This is a genomic window from Vibrio rhodolitus (genome assembly GCF_003350325.1).
GTDB lineage: Bacteria > Pseudomonadota > Gammaproteobacteria > Enterobacterales > Vibrionaceae > Vibrio > Vibrio rhodolitus.
Genome location: NZ_QLYZ01000017.1, coordinates 68,724 through 90,915, shown reverse-complemented (window position 1 = coordinate 90,915; position 22,192 = coordinate 68,724). Strand labels below are relative to the sequence as shown.

16 protein-coding genes are annotated in these 22,192 nt (G+C 45.3%); 14 read left to right on the top strand and 2 right to left on the bottom strand.

Annotation, left to right across the window (positions count from 1 at the left end; all coding sequences use genetic code 11):
- Nucleotides 1–109 precede the first annotated feature (109 nt).
- Nucleotides 110–4,972: a beta strand repeat-containing protein gene (locus DPF93_RS15560; protein WP_114767041.1), complete on the bottom strand. Its 4,863-nt coding sequence runs from the start codon at nucleotides 4,970–4,972 to the stop codon at nucleotides 110–112.
- Between the two features lie 145 nt (nucleotides 4,973–5,117).
- Nucleotides 5,118–6,113: a hypothetical protein gene (locus tag DPF93_RS15555; protein WP_244204739.1), complete on the bottom strand. Its 996-nt coding sequence runs from the start codon at nucleotides 6,111–6,113 to the stop codon at nucleotides 5,118–5,120.
- Nucleotides 6,114–6,337: 224 nt separating this feature from the next.
- Between DPF93_RS15555 and DPF93_RS15550 the strand changes: the two genes are divergently transcribed.
- From DPF93_RS15550 to alsK, 14 genes are all read left to right on the top strand, one after another.
- Nucleotides 6,338–7,591: a PP2C family protein-serine/threonine phosphatase gene (locus DPF93_RS15550; RefSeq protein ID WP_114767040.1), complete on the top strand. Its 1,254-nt coding sequence runs from the start codon at nucleotides 6,338–6,340 to the stop codon at nucleotides 7,589–7,591.
- Nucleotides 7,543–7,875: an STAS domain-containing protein gene (locus DPF93_RS15545; RefSeq protein WP_114767039.1), complete on the top strand. Its 333-nt coding sequence runs from the start codon at nucleotides 7,543–7,545 to the stop codon at nucleotides 7,873–7,875. The genes DPF93_RS15550 and DPF93_RS15545 overlap by 49 nt, the downstream gene beginning before the upstream one ends.
- A gap of 11 nt (nucleotides 7,876–7,886) precedes the next feature.
- Nucleotides 7,887–9,008, top strand: coding sequence for a nucleotidyltransferase family protein (locus tag DPF93_RS15540; protein WP_114767038.1), 1,122 nt, complete (start codon nucleotides 7,887–7,889; stop codon nucleotides 9,006–9,008).
- An 18-nt stretch (nucleotides 9,009–9,026) separates the two neighbouring features.
- Nucleotides 9,027–9,494 carry an ATP-binding protein gene (locus DPF93_RS15535; protein ID WP_114767037.1) on the top strand — a complete coding sequence of 156 codons (468 nt, stop codon included), beginning with the start codon at nucleotides 9,027–9,029 and terminating at the stop codon, nucleotides 9,492–9,494.
- Between the two features lie 56 nt (nucleotides 9,495–9,550).
- Nucleotides 9,551–11,410, top strand: coding sequence for a glycosyltransferase family 2 protein (locus tag DPF93_RS15530; RefSeq protein WP_114767036.1), 1,860 nt, complete (start codon nucleotides 9,551–9,553; stop codon nucleotides 11,408–11,410).
- The gene (locus DPF93_RS15525; protein ID WP_114767035.1) at nucleotides 11,400–12,719 is read left to right on the top strand and encodes a DUF3131 domain-containing protein; all 1,320 of its coding nucleotides are present in this window, start codon (nucleotides 11,400–11,402) and stop codon (nucleotides 12,717–12,719) included. The genes DPF93_RS15530 and DPF93_RS15525 overlap by 11 nt, the downstream gene beginning before the upstream one ends.
- Before the next feature lie 23 nt (nucleotides 12,720–12,742).
- Nucleotides 12,743–14,143 carry a DUF3131 domain-containing protein gene (locus DPF93_RS15520; RefSeq protein WP_114767034.1) on the top strand — a complete coding sequence of 467 codons (1,401 nt, stop codon included), beginning with the start codon at nucleotides 12,743–12,745 and terminating at the stop codon, nucleotides 14,141–14,143.
- 11 nt (nucleotides 14,144–14,154) lie between these two features.
- A complete protein-coding gene (locus DPF93_RS15515; RefSeq protein WP_114767033.1) occupies nucleotides 14,155–15,537 on the top strand; it encodes a DUF3131 domain-containing protein in 1,383 nt (460 codons plus the stop codon).
- The gene (locus tag DPF93_RS15510) at nucleotides 15,534–16,484 is read left to right on the top strand and encodes a hypothetical protein (protein WP_114767032.1); all 951 of its coding nucleotides are present in this window, start codon (nucleotides 15,534–15,536) and stop codon (nucleotides 16,482–16,484) included. The genes DPF93_RS15515 and DPF93_RS15510 overlap by 4 nt, the downstream gene beginning before the upstream one ends.
- Nucleotides 16,485–17,119: 635 nt before the next feature.
- The gene (gene alsB / locus DPF93_RS15505) at nucleotides 17,120–18,049 is read left to right on the top strand and encodes a D-allose transporter substrate-binding protein (RefSeq protein WP_114767031.1); all 930 of its coding nucleotides are present in this window, start codon (nucleotides 17,120–17,122) and stop codon (nucleotides 18,047–18,049) included.
- Between the two features lie 55 nt (nucleotides 18,050–18,104).
- Complete coding sequence (gene alsA, locus DPF93_RS15500; protein WP_114767030.1) at nucleotides 18,105–19,625, top strand: D-allose ABC transporter ATP-binding protein AlsA; 1,521 nt, start codon at nucleotides 18,105–18,107, stop codon at nucleotides 19,623–19,625.
- Entirely contained in the window at nucleotides 19,607–20,596 is a 990-nt protein-coding gene (alsC, locus tag DPF93_RS15495; RefSeq protein WP_114767029.1) for a D-allose ABC transporter permease, read from the top strand. The genes alsA and alsC overlap by 19 nt, the downstream gene beginning before the upstream one ends.
- Entirely contained in the window at nucleotides 20,596–21,285 is a 690-nt protein-coding gene (gene alsE / locus DPF93_RS15490) for a D-allulose 6-phosphate 3-epimerase (RefSeq protein ID WP_114767028.1), read from the top strand. The genes alsC and alsE overlap by 1 nt, the downstream gene beginning before the upstream one ends.
- On the top strand, nucleotides 21,285–22,184 hold the full coding sequence (gene alsK / locus DPF93_RS15485) for an allose kinase (protein WP_114767027.1): 900 nt from the start codon (nucleotides 21,285–21,287) through the stop codon (nucleotides 22,182–22,184). Before alsE ends, alsK begins: the two co-directional genes overlap by 1 nt.
- Nucleotides 22,185–22,192 lie beyond the last annotated feature (8 nt).

Genomic DNA, 22,192 nt, shown 5'->3' with positions numbered 1-22,192 from the left:
TTCCCACATCCGTAGCTTGCGTTCCGTAGGTAAAACTTTGCTTTACGTCGCACTCCTCGTAAGCGGCGCGATGCGCCGCTTTCCTGCATCCGCAATTTAACGTTCCAGCTTAAACATCATTAGTTTCAGGGAAGTTAATATCATTGCTGTCTAGGTCACTCCAGAGGACCACTTCTTGACCGGATTCATTTTCAAAGCGATAGCCGTAGAGAGAGCCAGTATCGATGTTGCTTGCTTGATAGATGCTTTGTAGTGAATCACTCATTTCGATGTTGCTCTCGGTGAGTTGCCATCCCCAACCACTTAGGTCAATGCTACTTGCGCCAGTGCAGACGAATTGTCCTGCGGTTTCGCCCGCGGTGTTGTTGGCTGCGATTTTATCAAGTGCTAGGGCAAGCTCTGTATCGGTAGAGTTAATATTGACCCCTTCAAGTTCTTGAAAGGCGTTGTGGCTCATATCAATCATGTTCGTTTCGTTGTCATCACCGACTAAAAGTACATCAAAGTCCGCCCCTCCGCTAAAGTGAACCATGTTGCCTTCGCCACCTTCGAACTCTTCCGAGTCAAATACTAGCGTGTCATTACCGGCACCACCAAAGAGTTGGTCAACCCCTGAGCCACCATCTAAGAGGTCATCACCGGTTTGACCAAACAAGGTGTCATCACCAGAGTCACCGGAGAGAGAGTCGTTACCAATACCACCATCGAGCGTATCAGCGTTATCATTGCCATTTAGCGTGTCATTGCCTTCTCCGCCTGAGACGTAGTCTTCGCCAGAACCACCAGATAGTTTGTCATCACCTTTTGCACCATAAAGCATGTCATTACCCCCATTGCCGGAGAGGGTATCATTGTCATCCTCACCGTAAAGTGTGTCACTGCCACCACCGCCACTTAGGTTATCAGCACCGTCACCGCCCCAGAGCTCATCATTTCCGGAGTCTCCACGCAGTGTGTCATCGCCTTCGTTACCATGTAGCGTATCATTGCCTGAGCCGCCGGATAGATAGTCATTTCCCAAACCGCCAGCTAGCGTATCGTGATCGTTTTGCCCCCACAGTGAGTCATTGCCGTCACCACCTTGTAGACTGTCATCGCCAGAACCGCCATAGAGCTTGTCGTGGTCGGCGCCACCATCGAGAGTGTCTGCACCATCACCAGCACTTAGCGTATCTTGTCCAGCACCACCAGAAAGAGCATCTACGCCACTACCGGTAGTAATTTGGTCGTTGCCTTCGTCGCCGTCGATGGTGTTCGTTCCGCTGGCGACAGAAATAACATCATTGCCTACGCCACCAGAGATAATGTTGGTTCCGCCTTGTGCGGAGATGGAGTCGCTACCATCACCACCATCAATTTGGTTGTAACCAGTGCCTGATACTTGAATAGAGTCATTACCTAAACCGCCAGTGAGAACATTATTGTCTCCTGAGGCTTTAATGGTGTCATTGCCTTCGCCGCCATCGATAAGGCTTGAACCTGCGCCAGTTGACTCAATTGTGTCATCACCTGCACCGCCTAAGGCGCTGTTGTTTGCCCCTGCGAGTTTAATCGTGTCTTGTCCGTCGCCACCATCAAGGGTATTGCTGTTGGAGTCATCTTCAAGGTAATCGTCGCCATCGCCGCCAAGCAATGTATCAGCGCCGCTACCTCCTAAAAGAATGTCATTGTCTGTGCCGCCAGAGAGGGTGTTGGTGCCACCTTCAGCAACAAGCTTATCTTCACCGACTCCGCCAAAGAGTTGATCATTGCCTGTTCCAGAATAGAGTTCGTCATTACCACTATCGCCGGATAAATGGTCATTACCGCCACCACCAAATATTAGGTCGCTGTCGTCACCGCCAGAGACTGTATCGTTACCTTCGCCAGCATCAATGAGATCTTGTCCTTGTTCGCCACTTAACATGTCGTTTCCGCCAGCGCCTGAGAGGGTATCGTTTCCTATGCCACCAACAGCATTATCTGCACCAGCACCGCCGTAAAGGGTGTCGTCACCTTCACCAAGTAAAATCGTATTGCTACCGGCTTCGCCATACACGGTGTCATTGCCTGTACCGGCATCGATGTTATCAGCGCCTTCACCGGCATACAGCACATCGTCGCCACTGCCACCTGTAATCGTATCAGCATCCGCGCCACCATAAAGGGTATCGGCAACATCACTCCCTATGATGGTGTCGTCACCTTCGCCGCCGAAAATATTGTGACTGCCCGTTTGAGCTGCATATAGAGTGTCATTACCTTGTTCGCCCAAAATGGTGTCTTGACCATCATCACGAATCGTGTCGTTGCCGGCACCGCCTGCGATAAAGTCATAGCCTTCACCGCCAATGAGTTCATCGTCACCGCCGCCACCAAATAGAGCATCGTTACCTGCTCCCCCTTGTACCAAGTCGTTACCTTCACCAGCGTCAATATGGTCATCGCCTTCACCAGCATCAATGCTATCAGCACCAGCGCCAGCAAAAATTTGGTCAATGCCTTCTCCGGTGCTAATTGTATCTGAGTCTGTACCGCCATAGACGGTATCATCACCGATCCCTGTATTGATGGTGTTGACGCCAGATTCACCATAAACGGTATCGTTACCTTCTCCAGTTTCAACTTGGTCATCGCCAGCACCAGCGAAGACCGTATCAGCACCCAAACCAGAGCTAATATTGTCATTGCCAGCGCCGCCAGAGAGTAGGTCGTCTTGATCGGCACTAATCAGAGTATCGTCACCGTCTTCACCGTAGATTTCGCTGCGACCACTGCCGCCATCAAGTGTGTCAGCCCCTTTACCACCAACGAGGACATCGTCACCTTCGCCACCAAGTAGGGTATCATCGCCACTGTCACCAATCAGAGTATCGTTACCAACGCCGCCAGTGATTTGGTCATCGCCTTGTCCACCAAATACGGTATCGTGACCTTCTCCAGCATCTATGGTGTCATTACCCTCATTACCTTCGATGATGTCGTCGCCCGCATTGGCGTTGATTGAGTCATCATCTGAGCCGCCATAAAGCTTGTCGCTCTCTTCTGAGCCAGTTAGAGTATCTTGCCCTGAACCGCCATACAGCTCACTGGCGTTGGCACCTGCAATCAATTGGTCATTGCCAGCTTCACCAAATAGCTGATTGTTATCTTGTTCACCTAGGATTTTATCGTCACCGCCGCCAGCGAAGACTTGGTCGTTTCCTTCGCCAGCATAAATCGTATCGGCACCATCACCTGTAAAGGCTTTATCATGACCACTCCCTAACGTGACGCTATCGCTTCCGCTTCCGGCATAAACAGTGTCATTGTCGCTACCCGAGTCGATTGTGTTATTGCCATCACCAGCAAATATTGTGTCATGACCACTTTCTGTGGAGATTGAATCGGCACCGCTACCCGCATACATCAGGTCATCACCGTCGCCGGTAACGAGCGTATTGTCACCGTCGCCAGCATAGATGGTGTCATGACCCTCGCCGGAGGTGATGGAGTCGTTGCCCGCATCGGTATAAATAGTATCGTCGCCACTTCCTGAATCGATGGTATTATTGCCAGTCTCGCCAAATACCGTATCGTTACCTTCCCCTGTGTTGATGATGTCATCACCACTGCCAGCGTAGACTTGATCATCGCCCAAACCGGTCGTGATGGTATCGATACCTTCGTTAGCGTGAATCACATCGTGCCCTTCGCCACCCTCGATAGTGTCATTACCTTCACCACCGTATAGCTGATCATCGCCAGCGCCACCGATCAAAGTGTCGTCACCCACATCGCCATACAAGGTATCGTTGCCTTCACCGCCAGAGAGGTGGTCATCACCTAACTCACCGACTAACGTATCGTGTCCGTCATCACCAGTGACGATGTCATCACCATCGCCGCCTAGTAGTAAATCCTCGCCAAGACCACCACTGATATTGTCTGTGCCAGTTCCGCCGAGGACAAAGTCATTCCCGTCTCCGGCGCTTATGGTGTCATCACCTTCTTCGCCGTGGATTTCGTCATTGCCGGCGTTACCTGCTAAGGTATCGGCGTCTTTACCACCAAAGAGTTTGTCGTGACCTTCGCCACCAAGCAAAGTATCTTGACCATCGTCGCCGATAAGTGTGTCGTTCCCATCTCCGCCTTCGAGGTGGTCATCACCTAACTCACCCATCAGAAGGTCGTCGCCGTCGCCCCCATAGAGTTTGTCATCCCCGTCAGAGCCGAGTAGGGTGTCGTTACCTTCGTCGCCATAAAGGGCATCATCACCAGAGCCGCCGACTAACACATCGTTGCCTGAGCCACCATGCAAGGTATCGTCATTGATATCACCATCAAGGAAATCATTACCTTCGCCACCGTAAATCGTATCATCGCCTTGTTGACCTTTTAGAATGTCATCACCCGCACCGCCATCAATGGTGTCATTGTAAATATTGCGCACTTGCACATTCATATCATCGATTTGGGAGATTGGATTGGATTGCTGATCAAGGAAGGTGATCACGACACTGCCATCGGCAGGAAGATCAGATTCAGGAATGTCGACATTGACGGTAATTTGCCCATTTTGGTCAACCGCCGCAACCTGTGTCGCGATGACATTTCCTTGTTCATCTGAGATTTCGATGGTGACTTCTTCATGTTCCGTAAAACCACTTGCTGAAGTTGATGTTTGCACCGCTTGATTGACCGCAAAGTTATCCAATTTCAGAGAGTGGCTTGTTTTTTCACCTTGTTCAGACGAGTGCTCATAGATGGTGGCAGCGGTTCCCCACGAGTGATCATTATTATTTTGTGGAGTCTCTTCCTCATTGAGTTGATATTCGATATCACCGAGGACGGTATCGGCGCCATCACCTGCCGCGATCGTGTCACTGCCTTCACCAGCAGCGACAAAATCATCACCATCAAGTGTTGATATCTCATCGTTTCCTGAACGGCTGTTTACTGCATCGTCTTCACTGGTGCCAACGATTACATCATCATGTTTGGTGCCTTCCATATGCCTTCTCCTAGCCTTACTGGGTGGAATCTGTATATAGCAATTGTGATACCAGATTCATATTTGAGCTTATTTTTAAAGCCTAGTCGTTGGAGACGGATTTGCTACGAAAGTTTATTAGTTACGGAAAAACAGAAGGATAGAATTAAAATGAGAAGCTATATGCAAGTGTAATAGAGCCATCTTTGAAACGCCCGGTGTCTTCTCCTCGCTCAGATGAACGCCAACGATTCCCAGAATAGTTATTATATTGCAAAGTAATGGTACCAGGTCGCCAGTCAAAATAGCCAAAACCATAGGTGAAATCGGGGTTCCACGGTTGCTGTTGTGATCTGTCAAAATAGTAAAACGCCGTGCCGTTGATGTACCAATTACCAAAAATAGAATACTTGCAGCCAAGGCTCACAGTTTGCAATGCAGTTTGATAAGAAGTCGAGGCAAGGTCGAAAAATTCTGGTGTGTAGTTATAGTCAATTTGGCAGCCAATCGCTCCTTCGGGGGTAAAAGTGAGCCAATCTTTCACTGGGTTCGTGATAGGAAATTTCCAACCTAGCGACCAAGTGCCTTGGTTAAAATTAGTGACTTTTTCTTCTCCGCTCGGCGAGAAGCGGTTTCCGCCATAGTTAGAGTAAACCAAACTAAGGGTGTAAGGACGCCAATCACTATAGCCAAAGACATAGGTAAAATCGGGATTCCAAGCTTGCTGTTGGTCGCTATCCCAATAGTAATAGAGGGTACCTGAGACAAACCATGCACCCGCAATGGAATATTTTAGTGAGAGTGTCGAAGTTGTATTGGTATTGCTAGGTCCGCTAGTGGCACCCGCAGGTAAGTTGGCTGACTCTGTTTCTGCCAATGGATGGTGATAGCCGATATTCCCACTTAAACCATCAAGAAAGGTTTTTCCTTCCCACTCTTGATACGGGAAATCAAAAGAGCTGCTGACGCCTTGCCAGATATCATCAAGCTCATCAGGTTCAGAAATTGGTTCTTTGGTTAATGTGGGGGAGTGGGTTAGAACATGATTAGAGGGCACCACTGCATGAGGACTGGTATAGGCATGATACTGGTCAGCATAGGCATAAGACACCCTAACTAAGAGTGCGAAAAAGAAGCCAAATCTAACAAACCATTTTACCAATCTTTATTCTTCCATTTTCGGTAACAAATCCGACCAAAGTAAAGCGAGCGATCTTAGGTAAGGTAAAGAAAAACATACCAAATTATTTGCATTGCTACTAATTGAGTCTAACCTAAAGTTATAGGGCTTGCTAAATAATGGCTGGATCAGTGACGGAGGTAGACTTCTTAACTGAAATTAACAGCCATAAAAACTAAAAATAACGAATAATCATAAGGCTAGGAATGAAGGAAATTCTGCTGGTGGATGACAGCCGAACCATCTTGGTTTATATGGGGTCGGTACTTAAGTCAAAAGGCTTTAAAGTCTTTACCGCAACAAGCGGTGAGGAGGCTTTGAACGTGCTTGCTAAGCAAGACAGCATCCAATTTGTCCTATCTGATTGGTTGATGCCGGGTATGAGTGGCATTGACCTTTGCCAAACTCTAAAAAACAGAGAGTATGGGCGTTACATCTTTTTTGTTCTCCTTTCTTCAAAAAACGATCAAGAGTCGATCGTGACCGGTATTGATGCTGGAGCGGATGACTTTGTCGACAAAAAAACCTCGGTAGAAGAGCTTGAAGCACGTATTCACGCAGGTTTTCGTACTCTCGCGTTACACAATGAAGTTGTGCAGAAAAACCACCAATTAGATACAGCTTACGAGACCATTAAACGCGATCTCGAATCGGCAGGGGACCTTATTAAGCAGATACTGCCAAAGCAAAAGCATTTCCCGTTTTTAGAGCTCAGCTATGTCTCGATTCCGAGCGCACAGATTGGTGGTGACATGTTGGGCTACATGCAACTTGATGATAACAATGTCGCTTTCTACCTCATTGATGTTGCCGGTCATGGCGTTTCTTCCGCTTTAATGTCGTTTTCTGTTCAGCAAAGTCTCTCCTTGCTAAGTGGTGAGTCTTCTATTGTGGTTCGCTCGACAGAAAGCGGCAGGCAAATTGTTCCGCCGGAAGGGGTGGTAGAAAAGCTTAACCAAATCTATTCCAGTTCTTCAACCAATGCTCTTTACTTCACAATGATCTACGCGGTGCTTAATACCAAAACTGGGTTGCTGTCTTATTGCTGTGCAGGGCACCCACCATTGGTGTGGTACCGAGGCAACCGTACGCTTACCGAGTTAGTTGGTCACGATAACTTTGTCGTTGGCGCGTTTGATGATGTCGAATACCAAGCCTCTAGCATTCAATTAGAAGCTGGAGATAGAGTTTGGTTTTACTCTGATGGCATCACAGAGGCTGATAACGGAGAGGATCAATTTTCAGAAGATGGGCTGCGTTCGACCATCGCAAATCTAAATCAATATCCGACACAACAGCAGACCGCCATGCTGGTCAAGTCGGTGCAAGACTGGCGGAAAACCGAAAATTTTGATGATGATGTGAGCTTGTTAGTTGCTGAATGGAAAGGCTCTACCAAGGGAGAGAATTTATGCGATATGAAATTAGTGAAAAAGGCGACAGCACAGTTCTTCGAATAGATGAAGAGCGTTTTGATGCGAAGTTAGCTCCAGAGTTTCGAAACCAAATTGAGTCGATAATGGGCGATATCGCTCCCCATTTAGTGCTTGATATTGGCGCGGTAAAGTTTATGGATAGCAGTGGTCTTGGTGCCGTGATGGGCGTGTATAAGCTATTGCGAGACAAAAGGATCAGCGTTGCGAGCCCACAGAAGCCAGTCCAAGACCTGTTTAAGCTTACGCGTATGGATCGTTTGATTAAGACTTACGATAGCGTAGAAACCGCATTGACGACCGCTGCCTAGAGGAGACGGCAATGAAAGGAATGATCTTAGCCGCCGGTAAAGGGACGCGAGTTCGTCCAATAACTCAATCGATTCCCAAACCCATGATCCCAATTTTGGGTAAGCCTGTTATGGAGTCAATGATTGAGCTCTTTGCCCAACACAATGTCAGCAAAATAGTGATTAACACCAGTCATTTAGCAGAAGTGATTGAAGGGTATTTTGGTGATGGTCACCATTTCGGTGTGCAGCTTTCTTACTCCTATGAAGGTGAATTGCTAAATGGTGAGTACGTAAGTAAAGCGCTAGGGTCTGCTGGTGGGATGAAAAAAATCCAAGAGTTTTCAGGCTTTTTTGATGAGACTTTTGTGGTGGTCTGTGGTGATGCTTGGATTGACTTGGATTTGACTGACGCGGTTCAACAGCACAAAAAATTGGGTGGAATTGCGACGATTATTACTAAGAATGTTTTGCCCGATGAAGTGGAAAAATATGGGGTAGTGGTTGCTGATTCACGTGGACAAGTGACAAGTTTCCAAGAAAAACCTGCCAAAGAAGAAGCGCTTTCAACCCAAATCAATACCGGAATTTACATCTTTGAACCGGCTATTTTCGATTATATTCCTCAAGATCAAGAATATGACATTGGTAGCGAATTGTTCCCTAAATTAGTTGAACAACACGTGCCTTTTTACGCTGTTGATTTGAAGTTTCAATGGCTTGATGTGGGGAACATTCATGATATCTGGGGTGTGACGAAAGACATCTTGGACGGCAAAGTACCAGGCTATCGCATACCAGGTACTCAAGTCAGAGCGGGTATTTGGCTCGGTATTAATACAGTGGTTGACTTGGATAAGTGCAATATACAACCGCCAGCGGTGATTGGTAGTGGTTGTAAAATTGATGACTCCGCAAACATTGTTGGTCCTGCTCTCATTGGTGCCAATTGTGTATTGGATGCGAATTGTCACGTTGAGGCATCTCTCATTTTCGACAACATTCATGTTGGTGAAAATACGCAAGTGAACCAACAAACCATTTTTGGCAATTACTGTATTGGGCATGATGGAAAACCTTGTGAAGGAATGCAGTGGCGTCATATGCGCTCAAATCCTAAAGATAGGGTGTCTGATGCGCTTAAATCAATTTAATGACTAAGGGAAATAGGGATGACCAATAGCCAAATAAGGCGGTTTGGCAGTACTTATTCTAGCTCTTTAGATGCTTCGAGAGAGGCGTGCAGTGAACTAAATGATTTTTGGCAGCAAGCGGGGATTGAAGAGGAGTTCTCTTCGCAAGTTGAGTTGTGCATTGTTGAAATGATGAACAACGCATTTTTACATGCATACCAGCAACAGGAAGGCTTGCCGATTGAGTTAGAGTGCGAGTTTTATACTAAAGCGCCTCCACAATTGAAGTTGTCTATTTCTGATCGTGGCTCTGCAATGTCACAGCAAGAATTAGACAGCAAGCTTAGTAATCAGTTTATTGAGCCAGATCCTGAAGATGAATCGACATGGACGACATCAGGGCGAGGTTTCATCATCGTCTCCAGTCTGATGGATTCGGTCGAGCTAAAAAAAGAGGGTGATAAAAACACCTTTGTCATGGTTAAGGTGTTGGTAGAGTTCGATTAGGGCTTTACCCATAAAAGCTTCAGCTAGCAACGTAAGTTTTAATAGGGAGAACAAGGATGGATCACTATTTTAAGAGCTTCGAGCATCGTGTTCCGCCAGAACCTGTTCCACATAGTATTCCAAGAGAACTGCTCTATCAGTATTTAGCGACATGCAACTTGACGCTTGGCATTTGGTATTTGTGGTGGCGTTGGTCATTCGCACTTAATTATGATGCTCTTTGGTTTTCCCTTCCGTTGGCTTTTGCAGAGTCTTGTGCGTTTATTGGTTCAATGTTGTTTACCTATAACTTGTGGAAAGTGAAAGACGAACCTAAACGTGAGCCGCCATTCAAGCTAGCAGAATGTGTCCATGAGACAGATGAAGATCGTCCCATCAGCGTTGATGTGTTTTTCCCGAGTTACGATGAAGAGCCTGAGTTGGTAAAGCTCAGCATTCTTGATGCCAAGCGTATTCGATACCCACATGATATCGATATTAATATTTATATCCTTGATGATGGTAAGCGTGAAGAAATGAAAGCCATGGCAGAAGAAATGCAAGTTGGCTACATCACTCGTGAAGGCAATATTGGTTTTAAAGCAGGTAACCTTCGTAACGCGATGGAACAAACCTATGGTGATTTCGTTGTCATCTGTGATGCGGATACGCGACCTTTTCCGACTATTTTGGAAAACACGCTTGGTTACTTTAGAGACCCGAATGTCGCTTGGGTCCAAACGCCACAGTGGTTTTTTGATATACCTGAAGGTGAGCGTCTTCCTGCTTTCCTCAAACGCAAACTGGGCAGTTGGGCAGAGCCCGTTGGCAAGGGTGTAGAGCGTTTCTATGGACCGGTTACTCTAGGTGAAGACCCGTTTGTTAACGACCCGCAGATGTTTTACGACGTTATTCAACGCAGACGTAATTGGGCAAACGCTTCGTTTTGCTGTGGTGCAGGCTCCATCCATCGCCGAGAGGCGGTAATGGAAGCGGCGCTGCGTGCTTATGCAGAGCAAATTACCAAGGAACAAGATGAAGTTGAGCGCCAGATCCGTCGCTTAACCAAAGAAAAGCAAGTCGATAAAGACGTATCAGACAATCTGCGCAATGAGATTCTGTTTGATACCGAATTTACCCCTTATAAGTTTCATGTCTCAGAAGACCTTTATACTTCGATAGTGCTGCATTCTGACCAAGAGCGTAATTGGCGGTCGGTAATGCACCCAAGAGTTGAGAGTAAAATGCTATCTCCGCAAGACTTGCAAACTTGGACAGTGCAACGCTTTAAGTATTCGGGCGGTTCGATCGACATTTTTATGAATGACAATCCTATCTTTCGCAAAGGACTAAACCTCAAGCAGAAGCTTATGTATGGCGCGAGCTTTTGGTCAAACCTTTCGGCGATCTGGAACATTATTTTCTTAGCCTGCCCAATCGTCTATTTTCTGACCTCGATTGCGCCTGTGAGCGCTTACGACGTGACGTTCTATATGCACTTTTTGCCGTATGTGCTGACCGCTGAACTGGCGATGATGATTGGCACTTGGGGAGTCGCTGGCTACAAGGGAAAAACTAACTTTTTATCTTTCTTCCCTGTTAATTTACGCGCGTTATGGACAGTGCTTAGAGGAAGAAAAATTAGTTTTCCAACGACGCCAAAAGAGAGACAAACCGGCAACTTCTTCAAGCTTGTTCTTCCTCAATCTATTGTGTTTTTTGTCAGCTTATTTGCCCTCATCTTTGCGTGGGTCGGTTACAACACAGGTGCTTGGGGCAATTATTCTTTCGGCGGTTTAGTTCTCAATACATTTTGGATTATTAATAACATGATGGCGATGTGGGGCATGATGGCTGCAGCATTTTGGACCCCACCGTCGGTCGATGAAGACCAGCAAGCTGCAACGGATGCAGAGGAGTTAAAATATGGAGTTTAAGAAAGCATTGGTGAATGCACGTCATCACATCGTTTTTATTCTTGGGCTTGCCACCGCACTGGTTATCGCTTTTGCCATTGAAACGCGTGAAAGCGGTCGAGTGCTCGGTAATATTTCTTTCGATGCTCCTGAGTCGATTCCTTTTAAACAAAGTCGAGTGCTGACCGCACAAGAGTATGAGTGGGCGAACATTGCTTGGCAGTATTTCGAAAATAACTATCAAGAGAACACCGGATTGGTCAATTCAGTAGATGGTTACCCTTCAACCACGATGTGGGATACGGCTTCCTATTTGATGGGGCTTATCGCGGCTGAGAAGCTCAATATCATCTCGAGTGATGTGTTTAACATGCGGATGGAAAAAGCGCTGACCACGCTAGCACGCTTGCCTTTGGTCAATGGCAAATTGCCAAACAAAGCCTACAACACGCAGACGCTAGAAATGGTGGACTACGAAAATAACCCCAAAGCCAATGGCATTGGGTGGTCTGCAATCGATATTGGTCGAATTCTCGTACCGATGAATATTCTGATCTGGCAGTACCCGCAGTTCAATCAGCAAGTCAACAATGTATTAGTCCATTGGAGTGTTGGTGAGATGCTGATTGATGGCTATATGTTTGGTGCAAGGCCAAGTGCGCAAGGTGACCAAATGGAACTGGTTCAAGAAGGGCGGATTGGTTACGAAGAATACGCATCTAAGTCATTGGCGCTAATGGGGCGTGATGTCTTCAATTCAATGAAATACATAGACTTTTTACAGATGGTTGATGTCTATGGGATACAAATTCCCACTGATAAACGCGATCCTGCTGAGTATCATGCGCATAACTATGTGGTAAGCGAGTCCTACATTCTCGATGGCATAGAGTTTGGTGCAGACAGTGTATCTAAAATATTTGCCCATCGTGTTTATGAGGCGCAGCAACGCCGCTATAACGAGACTGGAATTCTAACAGCCGTTAGTGAAGATAACGTCGATGAAGCGCCATACTTTGTCTATAACACAGTCTTCTCTGACGGAAAAAAATGGAATGCCATTTCCGATGATGGCAAAGATCAATCACACCTTAAGACCCTATCTACTAAAGCAGCTTTTGGCTGGTTCGCTCTCTATGACGATGACTATACCGTTTTACTGATCCAAGAGGCGAGCGAATTGCACTCAAACAAAAAAGGTTGGTACTCCGGTCGTTATGAGTCTGATGGGCGCACCAACAAAGCGATCACGGCCAACACCAATGGCATTGTATTAGAGTCGCTAGCTTATATCGAAAATGGACCGCTGTTAACGATAGGTGAGAAGTAATTACAAGAACTAAGGAAGGTTGTATGCGTGGTGTTTGTCTGAGTTTAATTACGCTTGCTCTGTTTGGTTGTGGTAACAAATACAACCAATTTTCTGATGATATTGTTGAAAGGAAATCGCACTGGGATATCCCTAAACCTCGTTCGGGCGATCTCACCGAACAAGAGATGGATATGGCTCGAATCGCATGGAAGTATTTTGAGAATAACTACCAAGAGTCGACAGGTTTGGTTAATGCGGTAAATAATTATCCTTCGGTGACTTGGTGGGATGCCTCATCCTACCTTGCTGGGATGGTGAGCGCATACGAATTTGGCATTATTGAAAAAGAAGAGCTGGATTCGCGCCTGACTCGATTTATCGCAACCTTGAATACTCTGGATCTATTTAGAGGTGAGTTGCCGAACAAAGCCTACAACACTCAAACCGCCGCGAAAGTGGACTATGGTAACCAGCCGGGAGAGATTGGTTACTCGGCGCTCGACCTTGGTCGTTTGATGATTTGGCTGCATATCATTAAAAACCGCTTCCCTGAGTTTGCCCCTAGCATTGACTCCGCAGTGCTTCGCTGGAATTTTTGCAATATTATTGATGAAAACGGCACCATGTTTGGCGCATTGCTCGAACCAGGTAAAGAAGTGCAGTATCTGCAAGAAGGGCGTTTGGGCTACGAAGAATATGCCGCCAAAGGGTTTGAATTGTGGGGCTTCGATGTGACCCAATCAATTATGCCGGAACCATATTCAACCATTAACTTGTACGGTTATGATGTGCCATACGATACCCGTGACCCACGTAAACTAAAAGCACATAGTTACGTTGTAACGGAGAGCTATGTGTTAGATGGTATTGAGCTTGGCTGGGATGTGGTCTCAGATCGTTCGCCACATGATGCTAACTACTCCCATGAATGGATGGCTGAATTTGCACTGCAAATCTACCGAGTACAGGAAGAGCGCTATAAGCAAACGGGGATTATCACTGCGCGAACGGAGCATCAATTAGCGGGTGCACCGTATTTCGTTTATGACACCATTTACACAGATGGTTTTGCTTGGAACACCATTTCAGAAGTCGGTGACTTTTTACCTCAGTTTTCTGCCGTTGCGATCAAAGGCGCGATGGGAATGTGGGTACTTTGGGATACCGAATACACCGACTTACTCTTTAATCATGTCGCGACCGCATATGATCGCGAAAAAGGTTTCTATGAGGGTATTTTCGAAAACGGCACGGGGCTAATTAATACATTCACCTCTAACAACAACGGTATTACGCTAGAAATCTTGCTCTACAAAAAGCAAGGCAAGTTATTAAAGTACCAAGAAAACACCGCACCAAGCGTATGGGAAAAAGCACTGGAGTCTCCTTTTGGCTACGAGGGGCAATGTTTGCCACGTAAAAAAATCACGCCTGTAGAATAGAGAGGCAGCGAATGCTAAAGAGTTGGGTTGTATTAGCGTGCCTCTATTTACTGACAGGTTGTGGAGTTATTTACCAAGGGGTAAACGAGGGGATAGATGCGATCAATCAATCGCAAATGTTGCGTCAGGGTCGCCATGGAGAGTTAACCGAGCAAGAGCTTGCTTGGGCAGCGACGGCTTGGAAATATGTGAGTAACAATACGCAGCTATCTACTGGTCTGGTCAACAACCTCGATAATTATCCGACCACTAACATGTCTGGTGTTGCAGATTATTTGGTTGCGTTACTTGCGGCGAAAGAGTTTGAATTTATTACTAATAAGGAATACGACGAGCGCTTATCTTTGGTGCTAACGTTTCTTAATAAAATGCCGCTTAGCCAAGGAAAAGTGCCAAATAAAGTCTATAGCACCCAAACTGCGCAGATGGTTAACTACGGCAATCAACCGCAAGATATTGGTTGGTCTTCATTGGACATTGGTCGATTGCTTATTGTCCTAGCGATTGTTAAGCGTCATTCGCCCGAATTTTCCGAATACATTGACAAAGCAGTGCTACGTTGGAATTTCTGTGAGCTAGTGAGTGAAGATGGTGAACTCTACGGCGCGGCAGTGCATCAAGGTCAGATCCATAGATACAAAGAAGGGCGTTTGGGTGTTGAGGAATACACCTCTTATGGCTATTTGGACTGGCATATATTGCCGAAAAAGGCTTTTAATATAGAGCCTTATGATGTGGCGACCCTTTATGGTATCGACATTATTTTTGATGGGCGAGATCCCCGCATATTCAATGTGTTAAGACCGGTTTATACCACGCCATATCTATGGATGGGTTTAGAGTTCAACTGGGACGATATCGGTGATGATAGTTCCAACGACGCCAGTCATAGCAACAATACCTTGTCAGCCATGGCAGACGCTATTTACCAAGTTCAAGAATTGCGCTGGGAAAATGAGCGTATATATACCGCACGTGGTGAGCATGTAGTTTCTGGCGAACCCTATTTTGTCTATGACGCTATATATGCATTGGGTACTCCTTGGATCACGATCGCTGAGGATGGCTCGTCTCACGATCACCTCGCGCTTGTATCAACTCGGGTTGCATTCCAGATGTGGGCTCTGTGGAAAACAGACTATACCGATCGACTTATGACTTTGGTGAAAGAGCTTTATGACCCACAACGCGGCTGGTATGAAGGGCGTTTTGAGTTGACCAGTGCGTATGAAAAAAGCCTTAGCTTGAAAACTAATTCTGGTGTCCTTGAAGCTTTGTTGTATAAGCAGAGAGGTAAGCTATACCAAACTTCACATCACAAAGAATATCGCGACGTGCAATTTGATTCACGATTTAGCCACCCAGGTAATTGTTTAGTGGAGACTTTTCGATGAAACGACTACTTATATTGGGGCTGTTAATCACTTTGTCTTGTTTTAGCATGGCACAAAGTGTTGTGCCTAAAGAAGCGATAGATACATTAGTCGCTCCGACATTGATGCTATCGAAAGGGCGTTTCGCGCAAGCAGCTGAGAGTTTTCATGCGCAAAGTACTCTTGCACTCACCATGGAGAGAAAGCTCGGCACCAAGCAGATGTGGCAACTAGCAGGGCTTGCTGAAGGTCTTGCTGCAATGGCGGCAGAGAAAAACCAAGATCCTATCGCTTATGAGTACTGGGCCAACAGTGTGCGTTACTTTTTGATGTCGGGCACCAGTTGGGTCGACGTACAGGGTCAACTTCATCAAGAGTATGAACAGTCGAATAGTCGATTGAATGTCAGCATGCCTATCAACGACACTGGCATCTCGGTTGATAATACATGGCTAGAGCTTTTTTCGTTGATTGAAGTTTGGCAAGAAAGGATGAACTATTTCAATTACCGTCAACCATCTTCGGATTTAGCACTGCAAGCGAATAGAGCAAGCAATCTGACCGTGGAGACTCAAGTTTCCGGTGCTAATACCGGAGAGCAGCTCAGGCAGTACTCACCCAATAGCCAGTTAAAGCTCTCGACGGGCTTTCAAACGAAGCAAACTTTTATCCCTACGCAGTCAGAGAGCAAGCTCAATCCAAGCCGACATAGTGCGATTGGACAGAGTAAACATGACAACCAAACTCATGAAGCAAGCGCACAAACGCTCGAACAACCCAATGTAATTGCCTCACCAGTGAAGCTAGATCGTGAATTTACAGAGCAAGATATGACACAAGAGGTAAACAATACGCAATCTAAGCGCGAGGACTTAAGTGAAGATACTGGAAAATTTCGCGCTAACCTTGACGCTCAAAGTAGTAAGGGCATTTCAGCAACGCAGCGGAGAAGCTTTTCTCCTGAGTAACAGATGCAAAGGCATATCGTTACTGGTTGAGTGTATTACACAGTTTATCATTACTTGTTTCACCAAAAACAGATGATGTTTGACCATGGTATTATTAGGTCTAGTTGCATATTAATTTGTTTTTATTCACTAAAAAATAAGTCTATATTTTCCAGTTGCTATATCTTGTATACAGAGCTTTTCCCTTCGGTTCATCAAAATTAGTCCCACTACCAAGCTAAAATATTCATCTCTCAAATGTTCTTTTCTCAAATAGGTATTGATTTATAAATAATGCATTTTAAAAGCATGCGATAAATCAGGCGAGTTTACCAATAAAAATAATTAAGTATCTAATTTTGCAATAATTCTATTTTTTATTAGCAGTTTACGGTGGTTTTCATGATTGTGAATTTACCAATAATCACCATTTTGTGAACTATGGTGCATTATTGACTTATTTGTTTTTACAAATTCAACTGTTAATTTATCTTAAAATCAATAACTTAGTACGTTTTGTGTAAGTTGTGACTTTACGCATCTTTTGGAAATCGTGATTTTAATATCGTTTTTCATAAAGTTTACCAACTAGCATTAGTTCGTGAAACAAAAGTGCGACATCAACAGATAGTGAACTTTTACCCTGGAGTATAAAAATGAAAAAGATATTAAAAACCACATCGATAGCTTTAGCTGTAGGTCTATTTGCTAACTCAGCACTTGCTGCCGATTACGCTGTTATTCTCAAAACACTAAATAACCCTTTCTGGGTTGAGATGAAAAACGGTATCGAAAAATACGCTGAGGAAAACAACATTGAAGTGGATGTTTATGCAGCTGCTTCAGAAGGTGATATGCAAAGCCAAATGCGTCTTTTTGAAGACGTTACAAACCGAGACTACAAAGGTATTGCATTCGCTCCTCTAAGTGCAAACAACCTAGTTTTCCCGGCGGTCAAAGCATACAAAAAAGGCATTCACCTAGTGAACCTTGATGAGCGTGTTGATATTGAAGGTATGAACAAGTCAGGTGCACAAGTTGCAGGCTTTGTTACCACAGATAACGTTGCCGTAGGTGCAACAGGTGCAACTTATATCGTTGAGCAGCTCGGTGCTGAAGGCGGTAAAGTCGCAATCATTGAAGGTAAAGCAGGTAATGCTTCTGGTGAAGCTCGTCGTTCTGGTGCGCAACAAACTTTTGATGCTGCAGAAAACATCAAGTTGGTAGCTTCACAACCAGCAGATTGGGACCGCATGAAGGCTCTTGATGTGGCAACTAACATTCTTCAACGCAACCCAGATCTAAAAGCATTTTACTGTGCTAACGACACAATGGCGATGGGTGTAGCTCAAGCGGTGCGCAATGCCGGCAAAACAGATTCAATCTTGGTAGTGGGCACCGATGGTGCGCCAGAAGCTCGCAAGATGGTTGAAGATGGTCAAATGTCAGCAACGGTTGCACAAGATCCTGCGCAAATCGGTGTTGAAGGTATGAAAATCCTCATTCAATCGGTTGATGGCGGTGAGCTGATCTCGATTAAGACGCCACCAAAGACAGCGATGGTGCCAGCAGTTCTGATCGACTAATTTTGCGAACAGGCGGCAGTCTGTGTGCTGCCGCCATATCACCAAGGGATTTACTATGGAAAGACCGATTATTGAGATGCGCAACATTGCTAAACATTTTGGCAAAGTAAAAGCACTGAATAATGTAGACCTGAGCATCTATGAGGGTGAGGTCCATGCACTTTTAGGTGAAAACGGTGCAGGAAAGTCCACGCTGATGAAGGTGCTTTCAGGTATTCATCAACCTACGGCAGGCACGATCAGTGTTGACGGTAAAGACTATGAAGCACTGACCCACCAAGAGTCAGCAATGCTGGGCATCAGCATTATTTATCAAGAACTGAGCCTAATTGAAGAGCTATCAGTACTGGAAAACATTTTTATCGGTCGACTTAAAACCAAACGTATCTTCGGCATTGAGGTTGTAGATTGGGACGCCATGCGCAGCGAAGCTGAGCAGATCATGAAAGATCTCGGGATGAAAATCGACCTAGATGCCAAAGTTGAAGACCTATCTATTTCTTACAAGCAAATGGTTGAGATTGCAAAAGCTCTATCAACCAAAGCGCGCGTGTTGATTATGGATGAGCCGACTTCTTCCTTAACGGAGATTGAAGTTGAAAAACTGTTTTCGGTGGTAAATCGTCTCAGAGAGAAAAATACCGCGATTGTTTATATCTCCCACAAGCTGAAAGAAATTCACCAAATTTGCGACCGTTACACAGTGATTCGTGATGGTAGCTCTATGGGTAGTGGTTTAGTTAAAGGCACCACAAACGATGAAATTATTCGTTTGATGGTTGGACGTGAAATCGACAACCGTAGCCGTGACGATAGTGTCTCGACTGAAAACAACGAAATTGTCTTCTCGGTGAAAAATCTTACCTCCCGCGACCAAAAAACAGTCAAAGACGTATCGTTTGATGTACGTAAAGGTCAGATCATTGGCTTTGCGGGTCTCGTTGGGGCAGGGCGTACCGAGATCATGAACTGCTTGTTTGGCATCGATGAGACATCGTCAGGGCAGATCATCTTTAAAGGCAAAGACATAACCCCTAAGTCGCCACTTGAAGCAATAAACAATGGCATGGCTTACGTAACAGAAGCTCGCCGTGAAAATGGTTTCTTTGACAACTTTAGCATTGGTCAGAATATCGCTATTGCTCGTTCGCTCAAAGATGGTGGCTATTGCGGCATGGTGGGCAAGATTGATGTCGCAGCGGAAAACCTAATGGCAGAAGATTTTAAGTTGCTGCTGTCGATCAAATGCGACTCGATTCACCAGAAAATCACCGAATTGTCGGGCGGTAATCAGCAAAAAGTCATTATCTCAAAATGGATGGCAGCCAAACCTGAAATCATCATTTTCGATGAACCCACTCGTGGTATCGATGTTGGCGCTAAATCTGAAATCTACAAAATAATGCGCAAACTGTGTGACGAAGGAAAAGTGGTCATCATGGTTTCGTCCGAACTCCCAGAAATATTGTCTGTGTCTGATTCAGTAGCAGTAGTAAACGAAGGACGTATTTCCAAAGTTCTCAACAACAATAACCTTACTGAAGAGGAAATAATGCAATGGGCATTACCAAACTAGAAAAACAAGATCTTCCGAAGAAAGAAGTCAACTTCGGTAAGTTATGGGAAAACTACGGTACGTTTGCGATCTTAGTGCTAATGATCATTATCTTTGGCGTGAGTTCACCTGAGTACTTTTTAACGGGCAACAACATCACACAAATCTTTACTCAGTCTTCGGTTAACGTATTGATTGGTATGGGTGTTTTCTTTGCTATTTTGATTGCGGGTATCGACCTTTCAGTGGGCTCTATCTTAGCATTCTCAGGCATGGTAACCGCTAAGTTGATGATTGCTGGCGTAGATCCAGTCTTGGCAGCCGTTATTGGTGGTGTCTTTGTTGGTGGTGCGCTAGGCGCAATTAACGGCGCACTGGTGAACTATACAGGTTTGCACCCATTTATCATCACTTTGGGTACTAACACGATTTTCCGTGGTGCGACGCTGATTATTTCGGACGCTAACTCAGTATATGGTTTCTCATATGATTTCGTTGAGATTTTCGCAGGTACGCTATTTGGTATTCCAACGCCTGTCATCATTGCTTTGACGGTGGCTGCTATCTTGTGGTTCCTAACCACTAAGACTCGTCTTGGCCGCAATATCTATGCTTTAGGTGGCAACGCTGATTCTGCGCATTACTCAGGTATTGATGTGAAAAAACACACCATGATCGTGTTTATCATTTCAGGTATCTGTGCGGGTATCGCAGGCATAGTAACAACAGCGCGTCTTGGTTCTGCTGAGCCTTTGGCTGGTACAGGTTTTGAAACCTTTGCTATCGCAGCAGCAATCATTGGTGGCACATCATTCTTCGGTGGTAAAGGTCGTATTGCCAGCGTCGTTATCGGCGGCTTGATTATCGGTACCATCAACAACGGTCTGAACATCCTACAAGTTCAAACATATTACCAATTAGTAGTTATGGGCGGTCTTATCATTACCGCAGTAGCACTTGACCAATTCTTCGCTCGTAAGGACAAAAAATAATGAAAAAGACTCCTTTGATCGCACCTTCTCTAATGTGCATGGACTTAACTAAGTTAGCAGAGCAAATTCAGTTTTTTGATGACAAGGTAGGCTACTACCATGTGGATATCATGGATGGTCACTTTGTGCCGAACTTGACGCTATCACCGTTCTTTGTCAGTCAAATGAAAAAGATCAGTACCGCGCCAATGGACTGTCACCTAATGGTGACCAACCCTGAGCAGTACGTGGATATGCTGGCAGAGGCGGGCGCCGCAATGTTTAGTTTCCATGCGGAGACGGTAAACGGCAAAGCCTTTCGTTTAATCGAAGATGTACGCAGAAAAGGCATGCAAGTGGGCGTGGTATTGAACCCTGAGACGCGTTTACACGATGTAGAAATTTATCTAAAGCACGTTGATAAAGTCACCTTGATGACTGTTGATCCAGGCTTTGCTGGTCAATCATTTGTTCCAGAAGTAGTGGATAAGATCCGTCAGTTCCGCGAGTTTCGTCAGCAGCATCAATTGAACTTCCAGATTGAGATTGATGGTTCGTGCAATAAGAAAACGTTCGCCACGTTGCTTGATGCGGGAGCTGATGTGCTGATTGTGGGTACTTCAGGTCTGTTTAATAACGACCCAGATCTTTCAGTGGCTTGGGACATGATGATGGACGACATCAAAAATGCATCTTTAGAGGTGGCGTAATGAGTAAAACCCCCGTTTTTATCGGAATCGATATGGGTGCGACCCATACTCGTCTCTGTGCTATCGACAAAGAGAAGAACATCAAAGTCATTAATAAGTACAAGACTGAGTCTATTGTAGAACCCGGTCTGGTTAGTGGTTTGATAGGTGTGGTGCAACGTGAACTAGAAGAACACCATCTTTCTGCAGAACGCTTGCTGATTGGTTTGCCTGCGACGATTTCTAAAGATCGAACTAAGGTATTATCGACGCCAAACTTAAGTGTTGATCAGTCCACATTTAACAGCTTAGTACCCACACTAAAACATGAGTTCAATTGTACGGTAGAGCTAGAGCGCGATGTGAACCTACAGATTGCTTATGACACTCATCATTTGCATGTGGAAGATAAATTGGTACTTGGTTGCTATTTAGGTTCTGGTTTTGGTTTCTCAATCTGGCTCAATGGTGATGTTTTTACTGGCGCACACGGTGTGGCTGGTGAACTTGGTCATATCCCTTATGGTAAAGAGGGCGCGGAATGTGGTTGCGGCAATAGTGGTTGTTTAGAAAGCCTTGTTTCTGGGGTAAGGCTAAAAGCTGCGTATGAATCACAAAACGCTGACTATGAACTGAAAGATTTCTTTAACCAAAGTTACAATGCGACTTTCATATCAGAGTTTGTTGATAACACTGCTAAAGCAATTGCAACAGCAGTTAACCTTTTTGATCCAGACATCGTGCTACTTGGTGGTGGTGTAATGGACATGGAAGGTTTTCCGTTTGGTACTCTGAGACAGCAAATTTACAAATATGTTCGTAAACCGCTTCCGAGCGAAGAGCTGACATTAATGAAGGCGACATCGTCGTCCTTCAACGGGGCAACAGGTGCAGCCTTGCAGGCACTCAACCGTAAATAGTTATAGTG

Bases quoted from the DNA above. Each gene is read 5' to 3' on its own strand.
- alsC (WP_114767029.1), top strand. From the start codon at position 19,607: ATGGGCATTACCAAACTAGAAAAACAAGATCTTCCGAAGAAAGAAGTC.
- alsE (WP_114767028.1), top strand. From the start codon at position 20,596: ATGAAAAAGACTCCTTTGATCGCACCTTCTCTAATGTGCATGGACTTA.
- DPF93_RS15515 (WP_114767033.1), top strand. From the start codon at position 14,155: ATGCTAAAGAGTTGGGTTGTATTAGCGTGCCTCTATTTACTGACAGGT.
- DPF93_RS15560 (WP_114767041.1), bottom strand. From the start codon at position 4,972: ATGGAAGGCACCAAACATGATGATGTAATCGTTGGCACCAGTGAAGAC.
- DPF93_RS15540 (WP_114767038.1), top strand. From the start codon at position 7,887: ATGAAAGGAATGATCTTAGCCGCCGGTAAAGGGACGCGAGTTCGTCCA.
- DPF93_RS15535 (WP_114767037.1), top strand. From the start codon at position 9,027: ATGACCAATAGCCAAATAAGGCGGTTTGGCAGTACTTATTCTAGCTCT.
- DPF93_RS15550 (WP_114767040.1), top strand. From the start codon at position 6,338: ATGAAGGAAATTCTGCTGGTGGATGACAGCCGAACCATCTTGGTTTAT.
- alsB (WP_114767031.1), top strand. From the start codon at position 17,120: ATGAAAAAGATATTAAAAACCACATCGATAGCTTTAGCTGTAGGTCTA.
- DPF93_RS15520 (WP_114767034.1), top strand. From the start codon at position 12,743: ATGCGTGGTGTTTGTCTGAGTTTAATTACGCTTGCTCTGTTTGGTTGT.
- DPF93_RS15510 (WP_114767032.1), top strand. From the start codon at position 15,534: ATGAAACGACTACTTATATTGGGGCTGTTAATCACTTTGTCTTGTTTT.
- alsA (WP_114767030.1), top strand. From the start codon at position 18,105: ATGGAAAGACCGATTATTGAGATGCGCAACATTGCTAAACATTTTGGC.
- DPF93_RS15545 (WP_114767039.1), top strand. From the start codon at position 7,543: ATGCGATATGAAATTAGTGAAAAAGGCGACAGCACAGTTCTTCGAATA.
- alsK (WP_114767027.1), top strand. From the start codon at position 21,285: ATGAGTAAAACCCCCGTTTTTATCGGAATCGATATGGGTGCGACCCAT.
- DPF93_RS15525 (WP_114767035.1), top strand. From the start codon at position 11,400: ATGGAGTTTAAGAAAGCATTGGTGAATGCACGTCATCACATCGTTTTT.
- DPF93_RS15530 (WP_114767036.1), top strand. From the start codon at position 9,551: ATGGATCACTATTTTAAGAGCTTCGAGCATCGTGTTCCGCCAGAACCT.